Raw genomic sequence first — 21,301 nt, forward strand, 5'->3', positions numbered from 1 at the left:
GATGCCCCTGATGTGAGCCGGTAATGACCAAATCCGAACTGATCGAAATCCTTGCGCGCCGGCAGGCGCACCTGAAGGCCGATGATGTCGATCTGGCGGTCAAGTCATTGCTGGAAATGATGGGGGGCTCACTGTCGGCTGGCGATCGCATCGAGATCCGCGGCTTCGGCAGCTTTTCGCTGCACTACCGTCCGCCGCGCCTGGGTCGCAACCCGAAGACCGGCGAATCGGTTGCCCTGCCGGGCAAGCATGTCCCTCATTTCAAGCCAGGCAAGGAATTGCGCGAGCGGGTCAGCAGTGTGCTGCCGCTGGACGCAGATCCGGCCTGAGCCATCCGTCGCGCGACTTCGTGCGAATCCCACCACGAGTCGGATAAGCTACGGCCTCCTGCCAATGGAGCTGTCGCATGAAAGTTTTTCGTCTGCTGGTCCTGCTGGCGGTTCTGATCCTTGGTCTGATCATCGGTGCGGTCAACATGACGGCCATGTCGATCAACCTGCTGTTTACCCAGTTGAACACGTCCGTCGGTGTGGCGCTGATCGCCGCCCTGCTGATTGGTGTCGTGGTCGGCGCTGGTCTGGTGCTGGTGAGCGTGGTGATTCCGCTCTACAGCCAGCTGCGCCGAGCCAACAAGTCGGCGGCCGCACCGTCGGCGCCGGTTGCCCCCTCCCAATCTTTTGATGGACGTTGATCGACGATGGAATTCGTTTCCGAGTGGTTCTGGTTCTTCCTCTGCCTGCCGTTGGCGGCCCTGGCCGGCTGGGTGATCGGACGCCGCGGCGGTCAACGCCACGGTGACAACCAGGTCAGCCACCTGTCCAGCACCTATTTCCGTGGCCTGAACTACCTGCTCAACGAGCAGCCGGACAAGGCCATCGAACTGTTCCTGCACATCGCCGAGCTGGACAAGGAAACCTTCGAGACCCAGGTCGCGCTGGGCCATCTGTTCCGTCGCCGTGGCGAAGTGGACCGCGCCATCCGCCTGCACCAGGGCCTGGTCAACCGCCAGGACCTGAGCGACGCGCAGCGCGTGCAGGCCCTGCTTGCACTGGGCGAGGACTACATGAAGTCCGGCCTGCTGGACCGTGCCGAAACCGTGTTCACCGAACTGGCGCAGCTGGACCAGCGCGCACCGCAGGCGCTCAAGCACCTGATCGGCATCTACCAGGCCGAGCGCGACTGGGAAAAGGCGATCGACAACGCTACCCGCTTCGAAGATGTCACCGGCGAGCCGATGGGCAAGCTGATCGGGCAGTTTGAATGCGAGCTCGCCGAGCGCTTCCGTGGCGCTGGCAAGCTGGAAGAGGCGAGGGCGGCCATTGCCCGCGCCTACCAGGCTGATGCCATGTCGGTCCGTGCCGGCATCATCGAGGGCCGCCTGGAAACCGATGCAGGCAACGCCGAGGCGGCCGTGCGCGCCTTCGAGCGTGCCGCCCGCAACGATCCGGAGTACCTGCCGGAAGTGCTACCGGCGCTGATGGAAAACTACCGCAAGGTCGGCGACCTCGGCGGCGCGCGCGCGTTCCTGTCCGAGATGACCGAGCATTACCGCGGCATCGCCCCGGTGCTGGCGCTGACCCGCCTGATGGAAGAGCAGGAGGGTGTTGCACCTGCCCGCGCCTACCTCGGCCGCCAGCTCAAGGATCGCCCGTCGGTGCGTGGCGAATCGGCGCTGATCGACCTCACCCTGGCCGAGGGCGCAGATTCCACCGCGACCCTGCATGACCTCAAGCACATCACCGACCAGCTGCTGGTGCGTAACCCCGCTTACCGCTGCACCCGCTGCGGGTTCGGCGCCCGCACCCACCATTGGCAATGCCCCAGCTGCAAGGAATGGGGCACGGTCAAGCCGCTGTTGAATTACGCGGTGCTCTGAACCATGCCGTGGCTTGTGATGGCCGCGCTGCTGGGCCTGGCCCTGCTCAGCGCGGCATTGACCTGGGCGGCGCGCGTGTATGCGCTGCGCAGGCAGCTGCTGGATCAGCCCGGCGAGCGCCGCAGCCATAGTGTCGCCACCCCTCGCGGTGGCGGCATCGCCATCGTGATCAGTCTGCTGGTTGCCGCGGCCGTGGCCGCTTTTTTCTGGCCGGACGCCGCGCCCAGCCTGGCCGTCTCCAGTCTTGGCCTGCTGCTGGTGGCCGGCATTGGCTGGTGGGATGACCATCGGCCGCTGCCAGCCATGCGCCGGCTGCTGGTGCATTTCCTTGCCGCCCTGTTGCTGGCAGGGCTGGTCAAGATGCACGGCGGCAGCTGGCTGTTGAGCCTGCTGGTGCTGTTCTTCACCGCCTCGCTGATCAACATCTGGAACTTCATGGATGGCATCAACGGGATTGCCAGCAGCCAGGCCGTCATCGTTGCGCTGGGCTTTGCCACCGTGCTGCCGTGGCCTTATTCGCTGGTGGCCGTTGTTCTCGGCCTGGCGTGCGTGGGTTTTCTGCCGTTCAATTTCCCGCAGGCGCGGATCTTCATGGGTGATGTGGGCAGTGGCGCGCTGGGCTACGCCGTGGCCGTCGTGCTGGCGGTCGCGGCACTGCACACCGACATCAACTGGATCCTGCAGTTGCTGCCGTTGTCTGCATTTCTTGTGGACGCGGGCTTCACGCTGTTGGCGCGCATGCTTTCAGGCCAACGCTGGATGGAACCCCACACCCAGCATGTCTACCAGCGCGCGGTGCAGGCAGGAGCCAGCCATGCCCTGGTGACAGGGATGTACTTTGTTTTGGGCCTGTTCAGTATTACAGTGTTCAATATCTGCACCAATTTGCAGCCGAGGTGGGAGGCTGCCGTAGCGGTCGCGTGGTTTGCCGCGCTGACCCTGCTGTGGCTCCTCCTGCGCAATGGATTGCGCCACCGATAAGGAATTACTCGATCTATGTCTTCACCCTGGCGGGACAGAATCCTCGGCCTGATGCCGCGTACGGCCATCGTCTGCCACGACTTGTTCATGGTATGGGCCTGTTGGCAGCTGTTGCATGCAGGTCGTTACTCGATCCTCGCCGATGCTCCCGCATTGCCGTTGTGGAACGTGGATACGACGCTGGTACTGGCGCTGCAGGGACTGGTGTTCTGGCGTATCGGCCTTTATCGCGGCCTGTGGCGTTTTGCCAGCGTCAGCGACCTGCTGAACATCTTCAAGGCCAGCTTCATCGGCCTGATCGCCATTGTTCTGGTACTGGCCTGGAAGCGCTTCGACGGCGTGCCGATGTCGGTGCTGGTGATCTATCCGTTCGCGCTGTCGGCGCTGCTGGGCGCGCCACGCCTGCTGTACCGGGCGTGGAAGGACTATCAGTCGCTGCAGTCCGACTCCACCGCGCGCCGAGTGCTGATTCTCGGCGCCGGCCAGGCCGCCGAGACCCTGGTGCGCGACCTGCGCCGGTCCGGCAATTTCGAGCCGGTCGGCCTGCTCGATGATGCGCCGCACCTGCGTGGCGCCAAGCTGCAGAGCCTGCCGATCCTGGGGACCCTGGACGACGCACCGGCGGTGGCCCGCGAGACCGCAGCCAAGCTGCTGGTGATCGCCATGCCCTCACTGGATGCGGTGGGCATGCAGCGCGTGGTGGCCATCTGCGAGAGCACCGGCATTCCGTTCCGGACCGTGCCCAAGCTCAGCGACATCCTGCAGGGGCAGTCGCTGCCGGGCCAGTTGAAGGAAGTGGCGATCGAAGATCTGCTCGGCCGCAAGCCGATCATGCCGGACTGGAACCTCATCCGTGGCTGGTTGGGCGGGCGCACGGTGATGGTGACCGGTGCCGGTGGCTCGATCGGGTCCGAGTTGTGCCGCCAGTGCGCGCGCCATGGTGCCGGTCGTATCGTGCTGCTGGAGATCAGTGAGCTGCTGCTGTTGACCATCGAGGGCGAGCTGCGCCGCAGCTTCCCCGATGTCGAGATCGAAGCGGTGCTCGGTGACTGTGGCGATCCCGCGGTGATCCGCCACGCGCTGTCGCTGCACCCGGTCGACACCGCCTTCCATGCGGCTGCCTACAAGCACGTGCCGGTGCTGGAGCGTCAGCTGCGTGAAGCCGTGCGCAACAACATCCTGGCTACCGAGAACGTGGCCCGCGCCTGCCTGGAAGCCCACGTCGAGCACTTTGTGTTCATCTCGACCGACAAGGCGGTGGACCCGGTCAATGCGCTGGGCGCCAGCAAGCGCTATGCGGAGATGATCTGCCAGAGCCTGGACCAGAAGTCCACGCACACCCGTTTCGTGACCGTGCGTTTCGGCAACGTGCTGGCGTCGGCCGGCAGCGTGGTGCCGCTGTTCCGCGAGCAGATCCTCAAGGGCGGCCCGGTCACGGTGACAGACCCGGAGGTCAGCCGCTATTTCATGACCATTCCCGAGGCGTGCCAGCTGATCCTGCAGGCGGCCGCGTCGGCGTCGCACGGCGCGATCTACACCCTGGACATGGGCGAGCCCGTGCCGATCCGGGTGTTGGCCGAGCAGATGATCCGGCTGGCGGGCAAGCAGCCCTACAAGGAAATTCCGATCATCTATACCGGCCTGCGCCAGGGCGAGAAGCTGCACGAGACGCTGTTCTATTCCGACGAGGACTACCGGCCGACCGCGCACCCGAAGATCCTCGAGGCCGGCGTCCGTTCGTTCTCGCGGGACATCGTGCTGGGCAACGTGCCGAAGCTGCGCGAGGCCATTGCCCGGTACGACATCGATACGATCCAGGAAATCCTGTTTGCGACCATGCCGGAATTCTCGCCAATCGAACAGGATGCTTACATTTCATCCGCTAAGGTTGTGCCCTTTCCGGCACGTGAGGCCAACAGGCACCAATGAGCAAGCGCATTCGCAAGGCGGTATTCCCGGTAGCGGGTCTGGGCACGCGTTTTCTTCCGGCGACCAAGACGGTGCCGAAGGAGATGCTGCCGATCATCGATCGGCCGCTGATCCAGTACGCCGTGGATGAGGCGATCGAAGCAGGCTGTGACACCCTGGTGTTCATCACCAACCGTTACAAGCACGCCGTCGCCGACTATTTCGACAAGGCCTACGAGCTGGAGCAGAAGCTCGAGCGCGCGGGCAAGCACGAGCAACTCGAATTGATCCGCCATGTGCTGCCGGAAGGCGTGCGCGCGATCTTCGTCACCCAGGCCGAGGCTCTGGGCCTGGGCCATGCGGTGCTGTGCGCCAAGGCGGTCATCGGTGACGAGCCGTTCGCCGTGCTGCTGCCCGACGATCTGATCTGGAACCGCGGCGCGGGTGCGCTGAAGCAGATGGCCGACCTCAACGAGGCCAGTGGTGCCAGCGTCATCGCCGTGGAGGACGTGCCCCACGACAAGACGGCCAGTTACGGCATCGTCGCCACCGAGGCGTTCGACGGCCGCAAGGGGCGTATCTCGCAGATCGTGGAGAAGCCCAAGCCGGAAGACGCACCGAGTGACCTGGCAGTGGTGGGGCGCTACGTGCTGAGCCCGAAGATTTTCGAGCTGCTCGAGCAGACCCGCACCGGTGCCGGCGGCGAGATCCAGTTGACCGATGCGATCGCCGAACTGCTGAAGACCGACCAGGTCGATGCCTATCGTTTCGAGGGCACCCGTTTCGACTGCGGCACCCATCTGGGGCTGGTCGAGGCCACGATCCGCTTCGCGTTGGACAACCCGAAGCTGGCCGGCCCGGCGCGCGAGAAGCTGGCGGCGATGCTGGCGGAGTAAGGGTTTTCAAGCGCTCCGGCAGCGCCTTCCTGCATAGCTGGGGGAGGCGCAGGCAGGCCGCTGCAGGACACGCCGTAAACCCATCCTTGGGGGCTCGATGGCGCCATCCATGGCGCCAACGGTCCTGCAGCGGCCTGCCCACGCCTCTCGACAGTTTCCTGCGGGCGCGGACGGGTAGGGCGGAATCAAGAGCAGGGCAGAAACGAAAAAGGCAGCCGATGGCTGCCTTTTTTCGTTTTCGGAGCATCCACGCATGGCGTGGATCTACTGCTCTTGCCTCTTCTTATCCCACCGCCGCGGGGAGGCTGGAAGGGCCGGGTTGGCAGGGCTGCCCGGGACCGTTGGCGCCATGGATGGCGCCATCGAGCCCCCATGGATGGGTTCACGGCGTGTCCCGGGCAGCCCTGCCAACCCGGCCCACGCCTTGAAGCCCAACGAGGCAACGCTTTGAAACTTACAGCGCCTCGAAAATGCCCGCCGCACCCATGCCGGTGCCGATGCACATCGTCACCATGCCGTACTTCTGCTGGCGACGGCGCAGGCCGTGCAGCAGGGTCGCGGTACGGATCGCGCCGGTCGCACCCAGCGGATGGCCCAGCGCGATCGCGCCGCCCAGCGGGTTGACCTTGCTCGGGTCCAGGCCGCAATCGCGGATCACCGCCAGCGACTGCGCGGCGAAGGCTTCGTTGAGCTCGATCCAGTCCAGCTGGTCCTGGCTCAGGCCGGCCTGCTTCAGTGCCTTCGGAATCGCGGCGATCGGGCCGATGCCCATCACTTCCGGGCGCACACCAGCCACCGAGAAGCTGACGAATCGGGCCAGCGGGGTCAGGCCGTAATCCTTGATCGCCTGTTCCGACGCCAGCAGCACTGCGCCGGCGCCATCGCTCATCTGCGAGGAGTTGCCGGCAGTGACGGTGCCGCCGAACTGGCCGTTGCGGAACACCGGGCGCAGCTTGGCCAGGCCTTCAGCGGAGGAATCCGGGCGCGGGCCTTCGTCGGTGTCGGCCACCTTGTTGCGGGTGATGATGCGCTTGCCGTCGGCCAGGTCGGGCTGGTGCGAGACGATCTCGTACGGGCTGATCTCGTCCTTGAAGTCGCCGTTCTGGATGGCGGCCATGGCCTTCTGGTGCGAGGCCAGGGCGAACGCGTCCTGTTCTTCGCGCGAGACCTTCCACTCTTCAGCGACCTTCTCGGCGGTGATGCCCATGCCGTAGGCGATGGCGACGTGGTCGTTGTCGAACACGCTCGGGGCCATCGCGATCTTGTTGCCCATCATCGGCACCATCGACATCGATTCGGTGCCGCCGGCCAGCATCAGGTCGGCGTTGCCAAGGCGGATCGCGTCGGCCGCCTGCGCCACGGCCTGCAGGCCGGAGGAGCAGAAGCGGTTCACGGTCTGCGCGGCAATGGTGTTCGGCAGGCCGGCCAGCAGCACGCCGATGCGGGCCACGTTCATGCCCTGCTCGGCTTCGGGCATCGCGCAGCCGATGATCGCGTCATCGATGCGGTTGACGTCCACGCCCGGCGCCTGCGCCACGACGCTGCGCAGCACGTGGGCGAGCATGTCGTCGGGGCGGGTGTTGCGGAACATGCCCTTGGGCGCCTTGCCAACCGGGGTGCGGGTGGCGGCGACGATGTAGGCGTCCTGGATTTGCTTGGTCATTGCAGTGATCTCTTGAATAGGGGTTGGAAGAGGTTGCCGGCCAGCGGCCGGCACTACCGATGTCTTCCGTCAGTTCCGCAGCGGCTTGCCGGTCTTGAGCATGTGCGCGATGCGGGCCTGGGTCTTTTCCTGCTGGGCCAGTTCGACGAAGTGCTTGCGCTCCAGGGTCAGCAGCCACTCTTCGTCGACCAAGGTGCCGCGGTCGACCTTGCCGCCGCACAGCACGGTGGCGATGCGCTCGGCGATCTCGTAGTCGTACGGGCTGATGAAGCGGCCTTCCAGCATGTTGACCAGCATCATCTTGAAGGTGGCGATGCCGACGTCGCCGGCCACCTGGATACGGCGTGCCGGCAGCGGCGGACGGTAGCCCGCTTCGGCCAGGGCGCGTGCTTCGGCCTTGGCGATGTACAGGGCCTCGTAGCTGTTGAACACCACCTTGTCGGTGCTGCGCAGCAGGCCCAGTTCCTTGGCGTTGACCGCCGAGTTGGACACCTTGGCCATCGCCACGGTCTCGAAGGTCTTCTTCAGTTCGGCGAACACGTCACCGCCCGGGCCGGCGGCCTGCGATGCGCGCACGGCCAGTTCCTTCAGGCCGCCGCCTGCCGGCAGCAGGCCGACGCCGGCCTCGACCAGACCGATGTAGCTTTCCAGGAAGGCCACGGTCTTGGCGCTGTGCATCTGGAACTCGCAGCCGCCACCCAGGGCCAGGCCACGCACCGCAGCCACCACCGGCACCAGCGAGTACTTGATGCGCTGGCTGGTGCGCTGGAAGTTGTGCACCATCGCTTCGAACTGGTCGACCTTGCCGGCCTGCAGCAGGCCGAGGGCGCCAGCCAGGTCGGCACCGGCGGAGAAGGGCTCCTTCTGCTGCCAGATCACCAAGCCCTGGAAGTCCTTCTCGGCGCGGGTGACGCATTCCTGCAGGCCATCCAGCACATGGTCGGACACGGTGTTCATCTTGGTCTTGAAGCTGACCACGGCAATGCCATCGCCGTCGTGCCACATGCGCAGGCCGTCGTTCTCGAACACGGTCTCGCCCGGCGCGAACTTCTCACCCAGCAGCGGATCGGGGAAGCGCTGGCGCTGGTACACCGGCAGCGACGAACGCGGCAGCTTGGCGTTGCGCGACGGGCTGTAGCTGCCCTCGGCGGCGTGCACGCCATCGCGGCCATCGAACACCCAGTCCGGCAGCGGCGCGTTGCTCATGCTCTTGCCGGCGACGATGTCATCGGCGATCCACTGCGCGACCTGCTTCCAGCCGGCGGCCTGCCAGGTTTCGAACGGGCCCAGCGACCAGCCGTAGCCCCAGCGGATGGCCAGATCGACGTCGCGCGCGGTCTCGGCGATGTCGGCCAGGTGGTAGGCGCTGTAGTGGAACAGGTCGCGGAAGGTCGCCCACAGGAACTGCGCCTGCGGGTGCTGGCTCTCGCGCAGCTTGGCGAACTTCTCGGCCGGGTTCTTGATCTTCAGGATCTCGACCACTTCCGGTGCGGCGGCGCGGTCAGCCGGACGGTAGTCCTGCTTTTCCAGGTCCAGCACCACGATGTCCTTGCCGACCTTGCGGAAGATGCCGGCGCCGGTCTTCTGGCCCAGTGCGCCCTTGGCAATCAGCGCATCCAGCCACTTCGGCGACTTGAAGAACTCATGCCACGGGTCGTTGGGCAGGGTATCGCCCATGGTCTTGATGACGTGGGCCATGGTGTCCAGGCCGACCACGTCGGAGGTGCGGTAGGTGGCGGACTTCGGGCGGCCGACCAGCGGGCCGGTCAGGCCGTCCACTTCGTCGAAGCCCAGGCCGAATTCCTGAGTGTGGTGGATGGTGGACAGGATCGAGAACACGCCGATGCGGTTGCCGATGAAGTTCGGGGTGTCCTTGGCGTACACCACACCCTTGCCCAGGGTGGTGACCAGGAACGCTTCCAGGCCTTCCAGCACGCTGGCGTCGGTGGTGGTGGCCGGGATCAGCTCGGCCAGGTGCATGTAGCGCGGCGGGTTGAAGAAATGCACGCCGCAGAAGCGGTGGCGCAGCTGTTCGGGCAGCACGTCGGCCAGCTTGTTGATGCCCAGGCCCGAGGTGTTGGAGGCCAGCACGGCGTGGTCGGCCACGAACGGGGCGATCTTCCTGTACAGGTCCTGCTTCCAGTCCATGCGCTCGGCGATGGCCTCGATGATCAGGTCGCAGTCCTTCAGCTGTTCCAGGCCGGTCTCGTAGTTGGCCGGGGTGATGGCTTCGGCCAGCGACTTGCTGGCCAGCGGCGCCGGGCTCAGCTTGCCGAGGTTGGCGATCGACTTCAGCACGATGCCATCGGCCGGACCTTCCTTGGCAGGCAGGTCGAACAGCACGGTGTCGACGCCGGCATTGGTGAGGTGGGCGGCGATCTGGGCACCCATGACGCCGGCACCCAGCACGGCGGCGCGGCGGACTAGCAGGGAATTGGACATGGTGTAGGGCCTTTGTTGGTCAGCAGTTACTGGGTGGAATCAATGGAGGCGGGCAGGGCGCTGCCGCTGCGGGCGGCGGCACGGAATCCGGCCTCGGCGAAATGGATCAGTTCATGGGCGGCATGGGCACGATGCGCCGTTTCGGTGACACCGGCAGGTCGCTTGATCAGCCCGAAATCGGCCATGGCATAGGTCAGCGAGCCAGCGAGGAAATCCAGGCGCCAATAGAGCTCTTCCTTGCTCAGGCCGGGCACGCAGGTGGCGATCGCCTTGCCGAACTCACGCAGCACGTGGCCGTAGTGGTCGGACAGGAACTTGCGCAGGTTGTCGTTCTTTTCAGCGTAGGCACGGGCGATCACGCGGACGAAGGCACCGCCGTTCTGGCGGTCCTGGGCCAGCGCCAGGGCCGGCTCGACGAAGGCGGCGAGCACCGGCCGCAGTTGCCCGGGGTGTTCGTTGCGGGCACGCTCGAGCTGGGCCAGGCGGGCGCCGGTCATCTCGTCCATGCGGCGGCGGAACACCTCGTTGACCAGGTTTTCCTTGGAGCCGAAGTGGTAGTTGACCGCAGCGATGTTGACGTCTGCCTGGCTGGTGACCTGGCGCAGCGAGGTGCCGGCGAAGCCGTGCTGGGCGAACAGCTCCTCGGCGGCGCCGAGGATCCGGTCCTTGGTCGAGAAGTGGGCGGGCTTGGCCATCGGGCGGGCGGACCTTAATCAAACGATTGTTTGATACTAGAACCAGACGGTACCGTATGGCATTTTGCAGTGCAGCAAAAATGCCCGGGCTGGTCAGAATCCGCTCAGGTGGGTGAATGGGGTGGTGGCTGGGGTCGGATCCCCCCTGGGGCTCCGACCCCGGTGCTGGCCCCGTAATGGGGTCAGAGCCCCTGCGGGGATCCGACCCCTGCGCCCAATGCCGGCCAGCGGCCGGCACTACCACCCTGCCGCTTTATCTTTTACAATCCGCGCACGTTTATCAGGCTAAGCCCGCGTTTCGACGCGGCTTTTTTTTTGTTACCCTTCGGGCCATCAGCGGCCCGATTCCATTGGAGACATCCCATGGCGCTGGAGCGCACCCTTTCGATCATCAAGCCGGACGCCGTTGCCAAGAACGTCATCGGCGAAATCTACGCCCGCTTCGAAAAGGCCGGCCTGAAGGTCGTGGCCGCCAAGTACAAGCAGCTGTCGCGTCGTGAAGCCGAAGGCTTCTACGCCGTGCACCGCGAGCGTCCGTTCTTCAACGCACTGGTCGAGTTCATGATCTCCGGCCCGGTGATGATCCAGGCCCTGGAAGGCGAGAACGCCGTCCTGGCCCACCGCGACCTGCTGGGCGCCACCAACCCGAAGGAAGCCGCTGCGGGCACCATCCGCGCCGACTTCGCCGAATCCATCGATGCCAATGCCGCCCACGGCTCGGACTCGGTCGAGAATGCCGCGATTGAAATCGCGTACTTCTTCGCCGCCACCGAAGTCGTCTCGCGCTGAGAGTAATGCCGTGAACGAGGTCGTACAGAAAATCGCCATCCAGCCGCTGCCGAGGTCGGCACCCACGGCTGGCAAGCAGAACCTGCTCGACCTCGATCGCGCGGGCCTGGAGAAGTTTTTCGTCGAGGTTCTCGGCGAGAAGAAGTTCCGCGCCCATCAGGTGATGAAGTGGATCCACCATCGCTACGTCACCGAGTTCGATGAGATGACCGACCTCGGCAAGGTTCTGCGCGCCAAGCTGCAGGAGCATGCCGAGGTCCTCGTCCCGAACATCATCTTCGACAAGCCCTCCGCCGACGGCACCCACAAGTGGCTGCTGGCGATGGGCGTGGATGGCAAGAACGCCATCGAGACCGTGTACATCCCCGACAAGACCCGCGGCACGCTGTGCGTGTCCTCGCAGGTCGGTTGTGGCCTGAACTGCACGTTCTGCTCCACCGCCACCCAGGGCTTCAACCGCAACCTGACCACCGCCGAGATCATCGGCCAGGTGTGGATCGCCGCGCGCCACCTGGGCAACGTGCCGCACCAGATGCGCCGCCTCACCAACGTGGTGATGATGGGCATGGGCGAGCCGTTGATGAATTTCGACAACGTCGTGCGTGCCATGAGCGTGATGCGCGACGATCTGGGCTACGGCCTGGCCAACAAGCGCGTGACCCTGTCGACCTCCGGCCTGGTGCCGCAGATCGACCGGCTGTCCACCGAAAGCGACGTGTCGCTGGCGGTGTCGCTGCATGCGCCGAACGATGAGCTGCGCGAAACCCTCGTGCCGCTCAACAAGAAGTACCCGATCGCCGAGCTGATGGCTTCGTGCGCACGCTACCTGCGTGCCAACAAGCGCCGCGAATCGGTCACCTTCGAATACACCCTGATGAAGGGCATCAACGACAAGCCCGAGCATGCCCGCGAGCTGGCCCGCCTGATGCGCCAGTTCGACAACGCGGTGCAGGCCAAGGATTCGGGCAAGGTCAACCTGATCCCGTTCAACCCGTTCCCGGGCACCCGCTACGAGCGGTCCGAAGAGGCGCATATCCGCGCCTTCCAGAAGATCCTGCTCGACAGCAACGTGCTGACGATGGTGCGCCGTACCCGTGGCGACGATATCGACGCCGCCTGCGGCCAGCTCAAGGGCCAGGTGATGGATCGCACCCGCCGCCAGGCTGAGTTCAACAAGACACTGCAGGCAGGGAAGGGGAGCGATGCCGCGGCCTGATCGCTTCTGGCTGGCACTGCTTGCAGGCGTGCTGGCCCTCTCGGTCACCGCTTGCAAGTCGCAACCCAAAGCCAAGCTGGGCCCCAGCCAGGCGACGGTCTATTCGGTCCGCGACCCTGAGGGTGTTCGCCGGCAGGTCCGCGCCGCGGATCTGCTCGCCTTGGCCGCCCGCGACATGCAGAGCGGCAACCTCGATGCGGCCGAGCGCAAGACGCGCGATGCGATCAAGCTGGCGCCTGCCGACCCCGATGCACTGGTGCTGCTGGCCGGCATCGATGATCAGCGTGGCCGCACCCGACAGGCCGGGGAAGGTTTCCGCAGGGCCGCCGAACTGGCGCCGCAGCGGGGGGACGTGCTCAACAATTATGGTGCCTGGCTGTGCCAGAACGGACAGGCTGCCGAGTCACTGGCCTGGTTCGATCGTGCGCTGCAGGCGCGCAGCTACACCACGCCGGCCGAGGCGCAGGCCAACGGCGGCAGCTGTGCGTTGGATGCCGGGCAGCTTGATCGCGCCGAACGCAACCTGCGTGCCGCCCTGTCCCAGGTGCCTGGCAACCCGGTCGCGCTGGAGGCGATGGCCCAGCTGAGCTTCCGTCGCGGCCAGTTCATGGAGGCCCGCGCCTTCGCCGAACGTAGGATTGCGGCTGCACCGGCCACGCGTTCCGTGTTACAACTTGCGTCTCAAATCGAGGCGCGGCTGGGTGATCAGGCAGCATCTGATCGCTATCTTCAGCGGATTCGACAGGAATTTCCGCAGGACGCGGGCTCCTAACTCCAGGGTTGATGCATTGTGATTGATGACCAGACTGTGAGCGATCTCGAGACTGTGGCCGGCTGCGGCACCCGCCTGCGCCAGGCCCGCGAGGCCGCCGGACTGACCCTTGAAGATGTCGGCCAGCGCCTGCGCATGCCGGTTCAAGTGGTCAAGTCGCTCGAGCAGGAGCAGTGGCAGAAGCTCGGCGCGCCGGTGTTCGTGCGCGGCCAGCTGCGCAGCTATGCCCGCCTGCTCGGTGTCGACGTCAGCGAACTGCTGGAACAGGCCCAGGTTGGCCCGGTGGTTCCGCCGACCCTGGTCAGCCACACCCATACCCCGCGTGCGCGCCGGATCGCCGAGAATCTCGGCCGCCGTGCGCTGTATGTCGGTATTACCGCCGTGCTGGCGGTCCCGGTCTGGTTCGCCACCCGCGGTCACTTCGATGGCACCGCACCTTCGCCGAACACCGCCTCGCTGGATGTGATCCCGGCCGCCGTACCGGTTACCCCGGCCGGTCCCGGGTCCGCCGCCGCGGCGCCCGCCGAGGTGGCGGCCGCGCCTGTCACCAAGCCGACTGCTACCCCCTACGTTGCCTCGCTGGCCCCGGTGCCACGCGCTGCGCCGGCTGCTGCCGCCAACCTGGACATGCAGTTCAGTGGCGACAGCTGGGTCGATATCGCCGGTCCGGATGGCGGCAGCGTCGAGAAGGCGTTGATCAAGGCGGGCGAGACCCGCAGCTTCACCCCCGGCCAGGTGGCCCGGGTCACCTTGGGCAACGCCTCGGCGGTCCAGGTTCAGCAGAATGGCGCTATCGTCGATCTGACGCCCTATCAGCGAGCCAACGTGGCACGCTTTCAGGTATCCTCTGAAGGCTCCGTTGTCCCGGTTTCACACTGAGGCGCGGTTTCACCACCTTCGATAATCCCAATGGTCCCTCCCGATGGGCGGGGCGAGAGTACGCATGGCGATCGACGACCTGCTCGACGAGCACGAACAAAGTGAACGCGTCCGCAGCTGGCTGCGGAAGAATGGTGCCAGCATCCTCGGTGGCGTAGTCATCGCCATCGGTGCCATTGCCGGCTGGCAGTGGTACCAGAAGGATCAGGGCGGCAAGCTGGCCTCGGCCAATGTCGAGTACCAGAAGGCCTTGGTGGGCCTGCAGCAGAACAAGCTCGACGACGCTGCGAAGGCGGTCAAGGCGCTGGAGGCTGGCCCGTCCAGCATCTACGGCGACCTGGCTGCGCTGCAGCTGGCCAAGGCCCAGGTCGATGCCGGCAAGAATGAAGAGGCGCTGGCCACCCTGCGCGCGGTGAAGGTCGAAGGCGACCTGCAGCGCGTGGTCGACCAGCGCGTGGCACGCCTGCTGGTGGCTACCGGCAAGGGCGATGAAGCGATCAAGCTGCTGGGCAGCGCCACCGACAGCAGCAGCCTGGAAATCCATGGCGATGCGCTGATGGCGCAGGGCAAGCGTGACGCGGCCCGCGAACAGTATGAGAAGGCGCTGAAGACGCTGGACGTGGCAGCGCCGCAGCGGCGACTGCTGGAAACCAAGGTTATGGACGCCGGCGGCACCGTCGCCGCCCCTGCGGAGTCGGTTTGATGAGTCAGAAGGTCATGATCACGCGCGTCGCCACCGTACTCCTGCTCGGTATGGCGCTGTCCGGTTGCAGCACCATGAAGGGCTGGTTCGCTGGCAAGGACGCAGCAGCGAAGAAGGCACAGGAACCGGCGGAACTGGTGAAGTTCGAGCCGACCCTGAAGGTCAACAAGGCCTGGTCGGTCAACCTGGGCAAGGGCGAGCGCCGCATCGGCGTGCGCCAGGGCCCGGCAGTGGCCAATGGCCACGTGTTCGCCGCGGCGATCACCGGTGGCGTGCACGCCATCGACCTGCAGACCGGCAAGAAGGTCTGGACCTGGGAGCCGAAGAAGGAAAAGAAGAAGGCCAAGCTGCGGCTGTCCGGTGGTCCGGGCGTCGGCGAGAACCTGGTGGTCATCGGTACCCTCGATGGCCAGGTGATCGCGCTGGACATCAACGATGGCAGCGAGAAGTGGCGCGCACGCGTGCCCAACGAAGTCATCGCCGCACCGGCCATTGCCCAGGGCATGGTCTTCGTGCGCAGCAATGATGGTCGCGTCACCGCGTTCGATGCCGGCAACGGCACCCAGAAGTGGTTCAACCCCAGCGAGCTGCCGGCGCTGACCGTGCGTGGCAACGCGCCGGTGGTGGCCGGTCCGGGCGTGCTGTTCATCGGCAAGGACGAGGGCAGCGTGTCTGCGCTGGCCATGCAGGACGGCCGCACGCTGTGGGACCAGAACGTGGGTACCGGCGAAGGCCGTACCGAGCTGGACCGCATGGCCGACGTCGATGGCGCCCCGGTGCTCGACGGCAACACGCTGTTCGTGAGCAGCTTCAAGAACCAGACCATGGCCATCGAAGGCCCGACCGGTCGCCCGCTGTGGGCGCGTGACCACGGCGGTGCCGGCGGTGTGGCGGTGTCTTCGGGCAATGTTTTCGTTACTGACAACAAGGGCGGCGTGTTCGGCCTGGACAAGGCCAGCGGCGCGGCGATGTGGTCGCAGACCGCACTGGCCCGGCGCTCGCTGACCGGTCCGGCGCTGCACGGCGACTACGTGGTGGTCGGTGACTACAAGGGATACCTGCATTGGCTGCAGGCCTCCGATGGCGCGATGGCGGCGCGGGCGAAAAGCGGCGGTGATGCGCTTCTGGCCCAGCCAATCGTCGTCGATGGAGTGCTGCTGGTGCAGAACGTTGATGGCAAGCTGACCGCATTCCGGTTGGCAAATTAATACGGAGTAATCGCGATGCTGCCTTTGGTCGCCCTGGTTGGACGGCCGAATGTCGGCAAGTCGACCATATTCAATGCACTGACCCGTACACGTGACGCCCTGGTCCATGACCAGCCCGGCGTCACCCGGGACCGCAACTATGGCGTCTGCCGGCTTGACGAGGACAACCATTTCCTCGTCGTCGATACCGGCGGCATCGCAGAGGAAGAAGAAGGCCTGGCTGGTGCTACCACGCGCCAGGCCCGCGCTGCCGCTGGCGAAGCTGACCTGATCCTGTTCGTCGTCGATGCCCGCGAGGGCACCTCGGCGATGGACGATGAGATCCTGGCCTGGCTGCGCAAGCTGTCGCGCCCGACGCTGCTGCTGATCAACAAGATCGACGGCACCGACGAGGACACCGTGCGTTCGGAGTTCGCCCGCTACGGCTTCAGCGAGATGCTGACCGTGTCGGCTGCCCATCGCCAGGGCCTGGACGACCTGCTTGACGAGGTCATCCAGCGCCTGCCGGAAGAGGGCAGCGGCGAAGAGCTGGACAACGATCCGAACCGCGTGCGCATCGCCTTCGTCGGCCGCCCCAACGTGGGCAAGTCGACCCTGGTCAACCGCATCCTCGGCGAAGAGCGCATGATCGCCTCGGACGTGCCGGGCACCACCCGCGATTCGATCTCGGTGGACCTGGAGCGCGATGGCCGCGAGTACCGCCTGATCGACACCGCCGGCCTGCGTCGCCGTTCGCGCGTGGACGAGGTCGTCGAGAAGTTCTCGGTGGTCAAGACCATGCAGTCGATCGAGCAGTGCCAGGTGGCCGTGCTGATGCTCGATGCCACCGAAGGCGTGACCGACCAGGACGCCACCGTGCTCGGCGCCGTGCTGGATGCCGGCCGCGCGCTGGTGATCGCGATCAACAAGTGGGACGGCCTGACCGACTACCAGCGTGAGCAGGCGGAAACGATGCTGTCGCTGCGGCTGGGCTTCGTGCCGTGGGCTGAATCGGTGCGCATCTCGGCCAAGCACGGCTCGGGCCTGCGCGAGCTGTTCCGTGCGGTGCACCGTGCGCACGAATCGGCGAACAAGACCTTCACCACCAGCGAAGTGAACAAGGCGCTGGAAGTGGCCTACGAGACCAACCCGCCGCCGACCATCCGCGGCCACGTCTCCAAGCTGCGTTACGTGCACCCGGCCGGCGCCAACCCGCCGACCTTCATCGTGCACGGCACCCGCCTGAAGGAACTGCAGGAGTCGTACAAGCGCTACCTGGAGAACTTCTTCCGCAAGCGCTTCAAGCTGATCGGTACGCCGGTGCAGTTCATCTTCCGCGAGGGTGCCAACCCGTACGAAGGCAAGAAGAACGTGCTGACCGAACGGCAGGTCAAGGCCAAGCGGCGCTTGATGAAGCACGTCAAGGGCAAGTGATCCACGAAAAGGCGGCCGCAGGGCCGCCTTTCTCGTTGTGGCGATCCTGTCGGTAGTGCCGGCCGCTGGCCGGCAACCTCAGCCAGGCAGCCCCGGCACCGGAATCCGATAGACCACCGACGCAAACTTCGCGCTCTGCTCGGTGCCGACCACCTGGCCGCCCAGTGCTTCGGCAATCCGCCGGCTGGCCACGTTGTCCACCGCCACCGGGTAGCGATAGGCGACCGCAGCGAGCCGTTCCGCGCACCAGTGGACGACGGCGCGCACTGCCTCGCGGCCGTAGCCCTGTCCGTGCTCGCGCTCGCTTATCCAGATGCCAAGCTCGGGTTCGCCCTCGGTAGCGCGGTGCACGGCGGCGATGCCCACAAAGCGTCCGTCCTGCAGATGCCGGATCACGAACGTGTATTCCGCGCCTTCCTCGATCAGGCGCAGCCATTCCTGGCCGATCTTTTCGAATGCCGCAAAAGAGTCCGGCGGATCGAATGCCATGAAGCGGGTCAGCGTTGGCGTGATGCCGGCGAGGACCTCGGGGCCGTCGGCGCATGAGAACGGCCGGAGCACCAGGTGCTCGGTCTGTACGGGATTGATCGATGGTTTCACCGGCCAGAGGGTCCTACGCGCCGTCGGCTCCGTCAACATGGGGCCCGGCTCTACAATGGACGCCATGAGCATTCCAGAGCTTTCCCCCGAGCGGGCGCGCGCGCGCGTGGCCCATGGTGCGGTGCTGATCGACGTGCGCGAGGCGCACGAGCGGGCCGGCGGCATGGCCGAGGGCGCGCGTGGCGTGGCCAAGGATGAACTTCTGGCCGACCCGGCCGCGCACCTGCCTCTGCCGGAACAGGAAATCCTGCTGATCTGCCAGAGCGGCAAGCGCTCGGTTGATGCAGCACAGGCGCTGCTGGATGCGGGCTATACGAACGTGAGCTCCGTTGCCGGCGGCACCGTGGCCTGGCGCGAGCTGGCGCTGCCGTTGGTGCAGCCACTGACCAGCGCCGCCGACCGCGATTTCTACGACCGCTATTCGCGCCACCTGCTGCTGCCGCAGGTGGGCGAGGCTGGGCAGCGCCGCCTGCAGCAGTCGCGGGTGCTGGTACTGGGCGCGGGCGGCCTGGGCGCGCCGGCCGGGTTCTACCTGGCGGCCGCCGGGGTAGGGCACCTGCGTTTTGCCGACCACGACCGTGTCGAGCGCAGCAACCTGCACCGGCAGATCGTGCATACCGAGGCCAGCGTCGGCCAGCTGAAGGTTGATTCGGCACGTGAGCGGCTGCTGGCGTTGAACCCGTCCATCGAGGTCGAGGCCGTGCCCGAGCGGGTCACCTCGGAGAACGTGGATCGCCTGCTGCAGGACGTTGACGTGGTGCTGGACGGTTCGGACAACTTCCCGTTGCGCTACCTGCTCAACGACGCCTGCATCAAGCACGCCACGCCGATGGTCTACGCCGCCATCGAGCGCTTCGACGGCCAGGTGAGCGTGTTCGATGCCGGCCGCCAGCGCGGCGTGGCACCGTGCTACCGCTGCCTGTTCCCGGAGCCGCCGCCGCCGGAGTTCGCGCCGAACTGTTCCGAGGCCGGCGTGCTGGGCGTGCTGCCCGGCCTGGCAGGTGTGCTGCAGGCCACCGAGGTGCTGAAGCTGCTGCTGGGCATCGGCGAACCGTTGGTGGGGCGCCTGCTGCGCTTTGACGCGCTGGGCATGCGCTTCCGCGAGACCCGCATCAGCCCCGACCCGCAGTGCCCGCTGTGCGCACCCGGCGTGCCGTTCCCGGGGTATATCGATTACGCCGCGTTCTGCCGGGGCGGGTGAACCGGTCGGCGCGTCATCCACGCATGGCGTGGATCTACTAATGCGTTGGTAGATCCACGCCATGCGTGGATGGATGCGTCCGGTTTCGGGATGATATTGGGGGTCATCCCTGGCATCGTTCCATCTCCAAGACAATAAAACGCAACACACGTGCTATTGCCGTCATCGGTGTTGCTCTATCGTTGAGGCCGATTTCGATTTCCGGGGAACCCACCGCATGGCGGTAGAAGCAGCGACCAGCGAGCTGGTCAAGGTCGTCGCCCTGTTGGGCGCAGCGGTGGTGATGGTGCCGCTGTTCCGTCGGCTCGGCCTGGGCTCGGTGCTGGGCTACTTCGCCGCCGGCCTGGCGATCGGCCCGTTCGGGCTGGGCTGGTTCTCCGACCCGCAGGCGATCCTGCATACCGCCGAACTCGGCGTGGTCATGTTCCTGTTCGTCATCGGCCTGGAAATGCGGCCCTCGCACCTGTGGAGCCTGCGCAAGGAAATCTTCGGGCTGGGCACGCTGCAGATCGTCACCTGCGCGCTGGTGCTGACCAGCATCGCCAAGCTGTTCGGGCTGCCGTGGCAGATCGCTTTCATCGGCGCCACCGGTTTCGTGCTCACCTCCACCGCAGTGGTGATGCAGCTGCTGGCCGAGCGCGGCGATATCGCGCTGCCGTCCGGGCAGAAGATCGTCTCGATCCTGCTGTTCGAAGACCTGCTGATCGTGCCGTTGCTGGCGCTGGTCGCGTGGATGGCGCCGGCGGCCGGCAGTGCCGATGGCGAGGGCTCGCGCTGGATGTCGGTGGCGATCGGCGTGGGCGCCATCGTCGGCCTGGTGCTGGTGGGCCGCTTCCTGCTCAATCCGCTGTTCCGCGTGCTGGCCGAATCGAAAGCGCGCGAAGTGATGACCGCTGCCGCGCTGCTGGTGGTGCTGGGCGCGGCGCTGCTGATGCAGCTGTCCGGGTTGTCGATGGCGATGGGCGCGTTCCTGGCCGGCGTGCTGCTGAGCGAATCAACCTTCCGCCACCAGATCGAAGCGGACATCGAACCGTTCCGCGGCATCCTGCTGGGCCTGTTCTTCCTCAGCGTGGGCATGGCGCTGGACCTGGGCGTGGTGGCCGGCAACTGGCCGATGATCCTCGGCCTGGTGGTCGCGCTGATGGCGGCCAAGGCGCTGTGCATCTACGTGGTGGCGCGGTTGATGGGCAGTGACCATGCGCAGGCGCTGGATCGTGGCGTGCTGATGGCGCAGGGCGGCGAGTTCGCCTTCGTGCTGTTCTCCGCCGCAGCCAGTGCCGGGGTGATCAGCCTGGACATCAATGCCAACTTCACTGCCGTGGTGGTGCTGTCGATGGCGCTGACGCCGCTGGTGGTGCTGGTCTACAAGCGCGTGGCGCCGACGCCGACCGTCAGCCTGGAAGGCGTGGATACCGCCGATGGCCTGTCCGGCAGCGTGCTGCTGATCGGCTTCGGCCGCTTCGGCCAGGTGGCCAGCCAGTCGCTGCTGGCCCGCGACGTGGACGTGACCATCATCGACAACGATGTGGAGATGATCCACAACGCCGAGCGCTTCGGTTTCAAGATCTATTACGGCGACGGCACCCGGCTGGACGTGCTGCATGCCTCCGGCGCGGGCAGTGCGCGGGCGATTGCGGTGTGCGTGAACAATGCCGAGGATGCTGACCGCATCGTCGAACTTGTCGCGCATCAGTTCCCGCAGGCCAAGCTGCTGGTGCGCTCGTTCGACCGCGAACATTCGCTGCGGCTGATCCATGCCGGCGTGGACTTCCAGATCCGCGAAACCTTCGAGTCGGCACTGCTGTTCGGGCAGGCGGCACTGGTGGAACTGGGCGCGGACGAGGATGACGCTCGCGAGATCGCCGAGCAGATCCGCGAGCGCGATGCCGAGCGCTTCGAACTGGAAATGGCCGGTGGCAGCCTGAGGGCCGGCGCGCACATGGTGTTCGGCAGCGCGCTGCCGGGTGTGCCGACGCCGACGCCGTTTACCGCGCCCAAGCGTAAGGCACGCACGCTCAATGCGGATGAAGTGCCGGAAGAAGAAGAGGAATGATCTGAA

Annotated in this window: 19 protein-coding genes; 15 read left to right on the forward strand and 4 right to left on the reverse strand. The window is 66.0% G+C overall.

The window, feature by feature from the left end; translation table 11 throughout:
• Window positions 1–23 precede the first annotated feature (23 nt).
• From LC407_RS05045 to galU, 6 genes are all read left to right on the forward strand, one after another.
• The gene (locus LC407_RS05045; RefSeq protein WP_005409286.1) at window positions 24–329 is read left to right on the forward strand and encodes an integration host factor subunit beta; all 306 of its coding nucleotides are present in this window, start codon (window positions 24–26) and stop codon (window positions 327–329) included.
• A 77-nt stretch (window positions 330–406) separates the two neighbouring features.
• Complete coding sequence (locus LC407_RS05050; protein ID WP_025875021.1) at window positions 407–691, forward strand: lipopolysaccharide assembly protein LapA domain-containing protein; 285 nt, start codon at window positions 407–409, stop codon at window positions 689–691.
• Between the two features lie 6 nt (window positions 692–697).
• Window positions 698–1,876 (forward strand): lipopolysaccharide assembly protein LapB, encoded by a 1,179-nt coding sequence (lapB, locus tag LC407_RS05055; protein WP_032977571.1) that lies wholly within the window; start codon window positions 698–700, stop codon window positions 1,874–1,876.
• Window positions 1,877–1,879: 3 nt separating this feature from the next.
• Window positions 1,880–2,857, forward strand: a complete 978-nt coding sequence (locus LC407_RS05060; RefSeq protein WP_223482286.1) for a glycosyltransferase family 4 protein — start codon at window positions 1,880–1,882, stop codon at window positions 2,855–2,857.
• A 15-nt stretch (window positions 2,858–2,872) separates the two neighbouring features.
• Window positions 2,873–4,786, forward strand: a complete 1,914-nt coding sequence (locus tag LC407_RS05065) for a nucleoside-diphosphate sugar epimerase/dehydratase (protein ID WP_162292037.1) — start codon at window positions 2,873–2,875, stop codon at window positions 4,784–4,786.
• On the forward strand, window positions 4,783–5,661 hold the full coding sequence (gene galU, locus LC407_RS05070) for a UTP--glucose-1-phosphate uridylyltransferase GalU (RefSeq protein ID WP_223482287.1): 879 nt from the start codon (window positions 4,783–4,785) through the stop codon (window positions 5,659–5,661). Before LC407_RS05065 ends, galU begins: the two co-directional genes overlap by 4 nt.
• A 454-nt stretch (window positions 5,662–6,115) precedes the next feature.
• Here the strand turns inward: galU and LC407_RS05075 are convergent, their stop codons facing one another.
• From LC407_RS05075 to LC407_RS05085, 3 genes are all read right to left on the reverse strand, one after another.
• Window positions 6,116–7,324 carry an acetyl-CoA C-acyltransferase gene (locus LC407_RS05075; protein WP_032977565.1) on the reverse strand — a complete coding sequence of 403 codons (1,209 nt, stop codon included), beginning with the start codon at window positions 7,322–7,324 and terminating at the stop codon, window positions 6,116–6,118.
• A gap of 69 nt (window positions 7,325–7,393) precedes the next feature.
• A complete protein-coding gene (locus LC407_RS05080; RefSeq protein ID WP_218789140.1) occupies window positions 7,394–9,766 on the reverse strand; it encodes a 3-hydroxyacyl-CoA dehydrogenase/enoyl-CoA hydratase family protein in 2,373 nt (790 codons plus the stop codon).
• 26 nt (window positions 9,767–9,792) lie between these two features.
• The gene (locus LC407_RS05085) at window positions 9,793–10,461 is read right to left on the reverse strand and encodes a TetR family transcriptional regulator (protein WP_025875011.1); all 669 of its coding nucleotides are present in this window, start codon (window positions 10,459–10,461) and stop codon (window positions 9,793–9,795) included.
• Window positions 10,462–10,824: 363 nt separating this feature from the next.
• On the opposite strand from LC407_RS05085, the gene ndk reads away from it, so the two are divergent.
• The 7 genes from ndk to der all read left to right on the forward strand — a co-directional run bounded on the left by ndk (window position 10,825) and on the right by der (window position 17,441).
• Window positions 10,825–11,250 carry a nucleoside-diphosphate kinase gene (gene ndk / locus LC407_RS05090; RefSeq protein WP_008265389.1) on the forward strand — a complete coding sequence of 142 codons (426 nt, stop codon included), beginning with the start codon at window positions 10,825–10,827 and terminating at the stop codon, window positions 11,248–11,250.
• Window positions 11,251–11,260: 10 nt separating this feature from the next.
• On the forward strand, window positions 11,261–12,466 hold the full coding sequence (gene rlmN, locus LC407_RS05095; protein ID WP_223482288.1) for a 23S rRNA (adenine(2503)-C(2))-methyltransferase RlmN: 1,206 nt from the start codon (window positions 11,261–11,263) through the stop codon (window positions 12,464–12,466).
• Window positions 12,453–13,238, forward strand: coding sequence for a type IV pilus biogenesis/stability protein PilW (pilW, locus tag LC407_RS05100; protein WP_033830909.1), 786 nt, complete (start codon window positions 12,453–12,455; stop codon window positions 13,236–13,238). The genes rlmN and pilW overlap by 14 nt, the downstream gene beginning before the upstream one ends.
• A gap of 18 nt (window positions 13,239–13,256) precedes the next feature.
• On the forward strand, window positions 13,257–14,117 hold the full coding sequence (locus tag LC407_RS05105) for a RodZ domain-containing protein (RefSeq protein WP_025874999.1): 861 nt from the start codon (window positions 13,257–13,259) through the stop codon (window positions 14,115–14,117).
• 64 nt (window positions 14,118–14,181) lie between these two features.
• Entirely contained in the window at window positions 14,182–14,820 is a 639-nt protein-coding gene (locus LC407_RS05110) for a tetratricopeptide repeat protein (RefSeq protein WP_025874997.1), read from the forward strand.
• Entirely contained in the window at window positions 14,820–16,028 is a 1,209-nt protein-coding gene (gene bamB / locus LC407_RS05115) for an outer membrane protein assembly factor BamB (RefSeq protein WP_032977555.1), read from the forward strand. The genes LC407_RS05110 and bamB overlap by 1 nt, the downstream gene beginning before the upstream one ends.
• A gap of 15 nt (window positions 16,029–16,043) precedes the next feature.
• Window positions 16,044–17,441: a ribosome biogenesis GTPase Der gene (der, locus tag LC407_RS05120; protein WP_025874993.1), complete on the forward strand. Its 1,398-nt coding sequence runs from the start codon at window positions 16,044–16,046 to the stop codon at window positions 17,439–17,441.
• 78 nt (window positions 17,442–17,519) lie between these two features.
• Here der and LC407_RS05125 read toward each other — a convergent pair whose 3' ends face one another.
• Window positions 17,520–18,107, reverse strand: a complete 588-nt coding sequence (locus LC407_RS05125) for a GNAT family N-acetyltransferase (RefSeq protein ID WP_223482289.1) — start codon at window positions 18,105–18,107, stop codon at window positions 17,520–17,522.
• Here LC407_RS05125 and moeB point away from each other — a divergent pair.
• Both moeB and LC407_RS05135 read left to right on the forward strand, forming a co-directional pair.
• Window positions 18,106–19,242, forward strand: a complete 1,137-nt coding sequence (moeB, locus tag LC407_RS05130) for a molybdopterin-synthase adenylyltransferase MoeB (protein ID WP_223482290.1) — start codon at window positions 18,106–18,108, stop codon at window positions 19,240–19,242. The genes LC407_RS05125 and moeB overlap by 2 nt on opposite strands.
• 217 nt (window positions 19,243–19,459) lie before the next feature.
• A complete protein-coding gene (locus LC407_RS05135) occupies window positions 19,460–21,295 on the forward strand; it encodes a monovalent cation:proton antiporter-2 (CPA2) family protein (protein WP_059063917.1) in 1,836 nt (611 codons plus the stop codon).
• The last annotated feature ends 6 nt before the right edge of the window (window positions 21,296–21,301 follow it).

This window comes from Stenotrophomonas sp. OVS01A, from assembly GCF_019969775.1.
GTDB classification, from domain to species: Bacteria; Pseudomonadota; Gammaproteobacteria; order Xanthomonadales; family Xanthomonadaceae; genus Stenotrophomonas; species Stenotrophomonas indicatrix.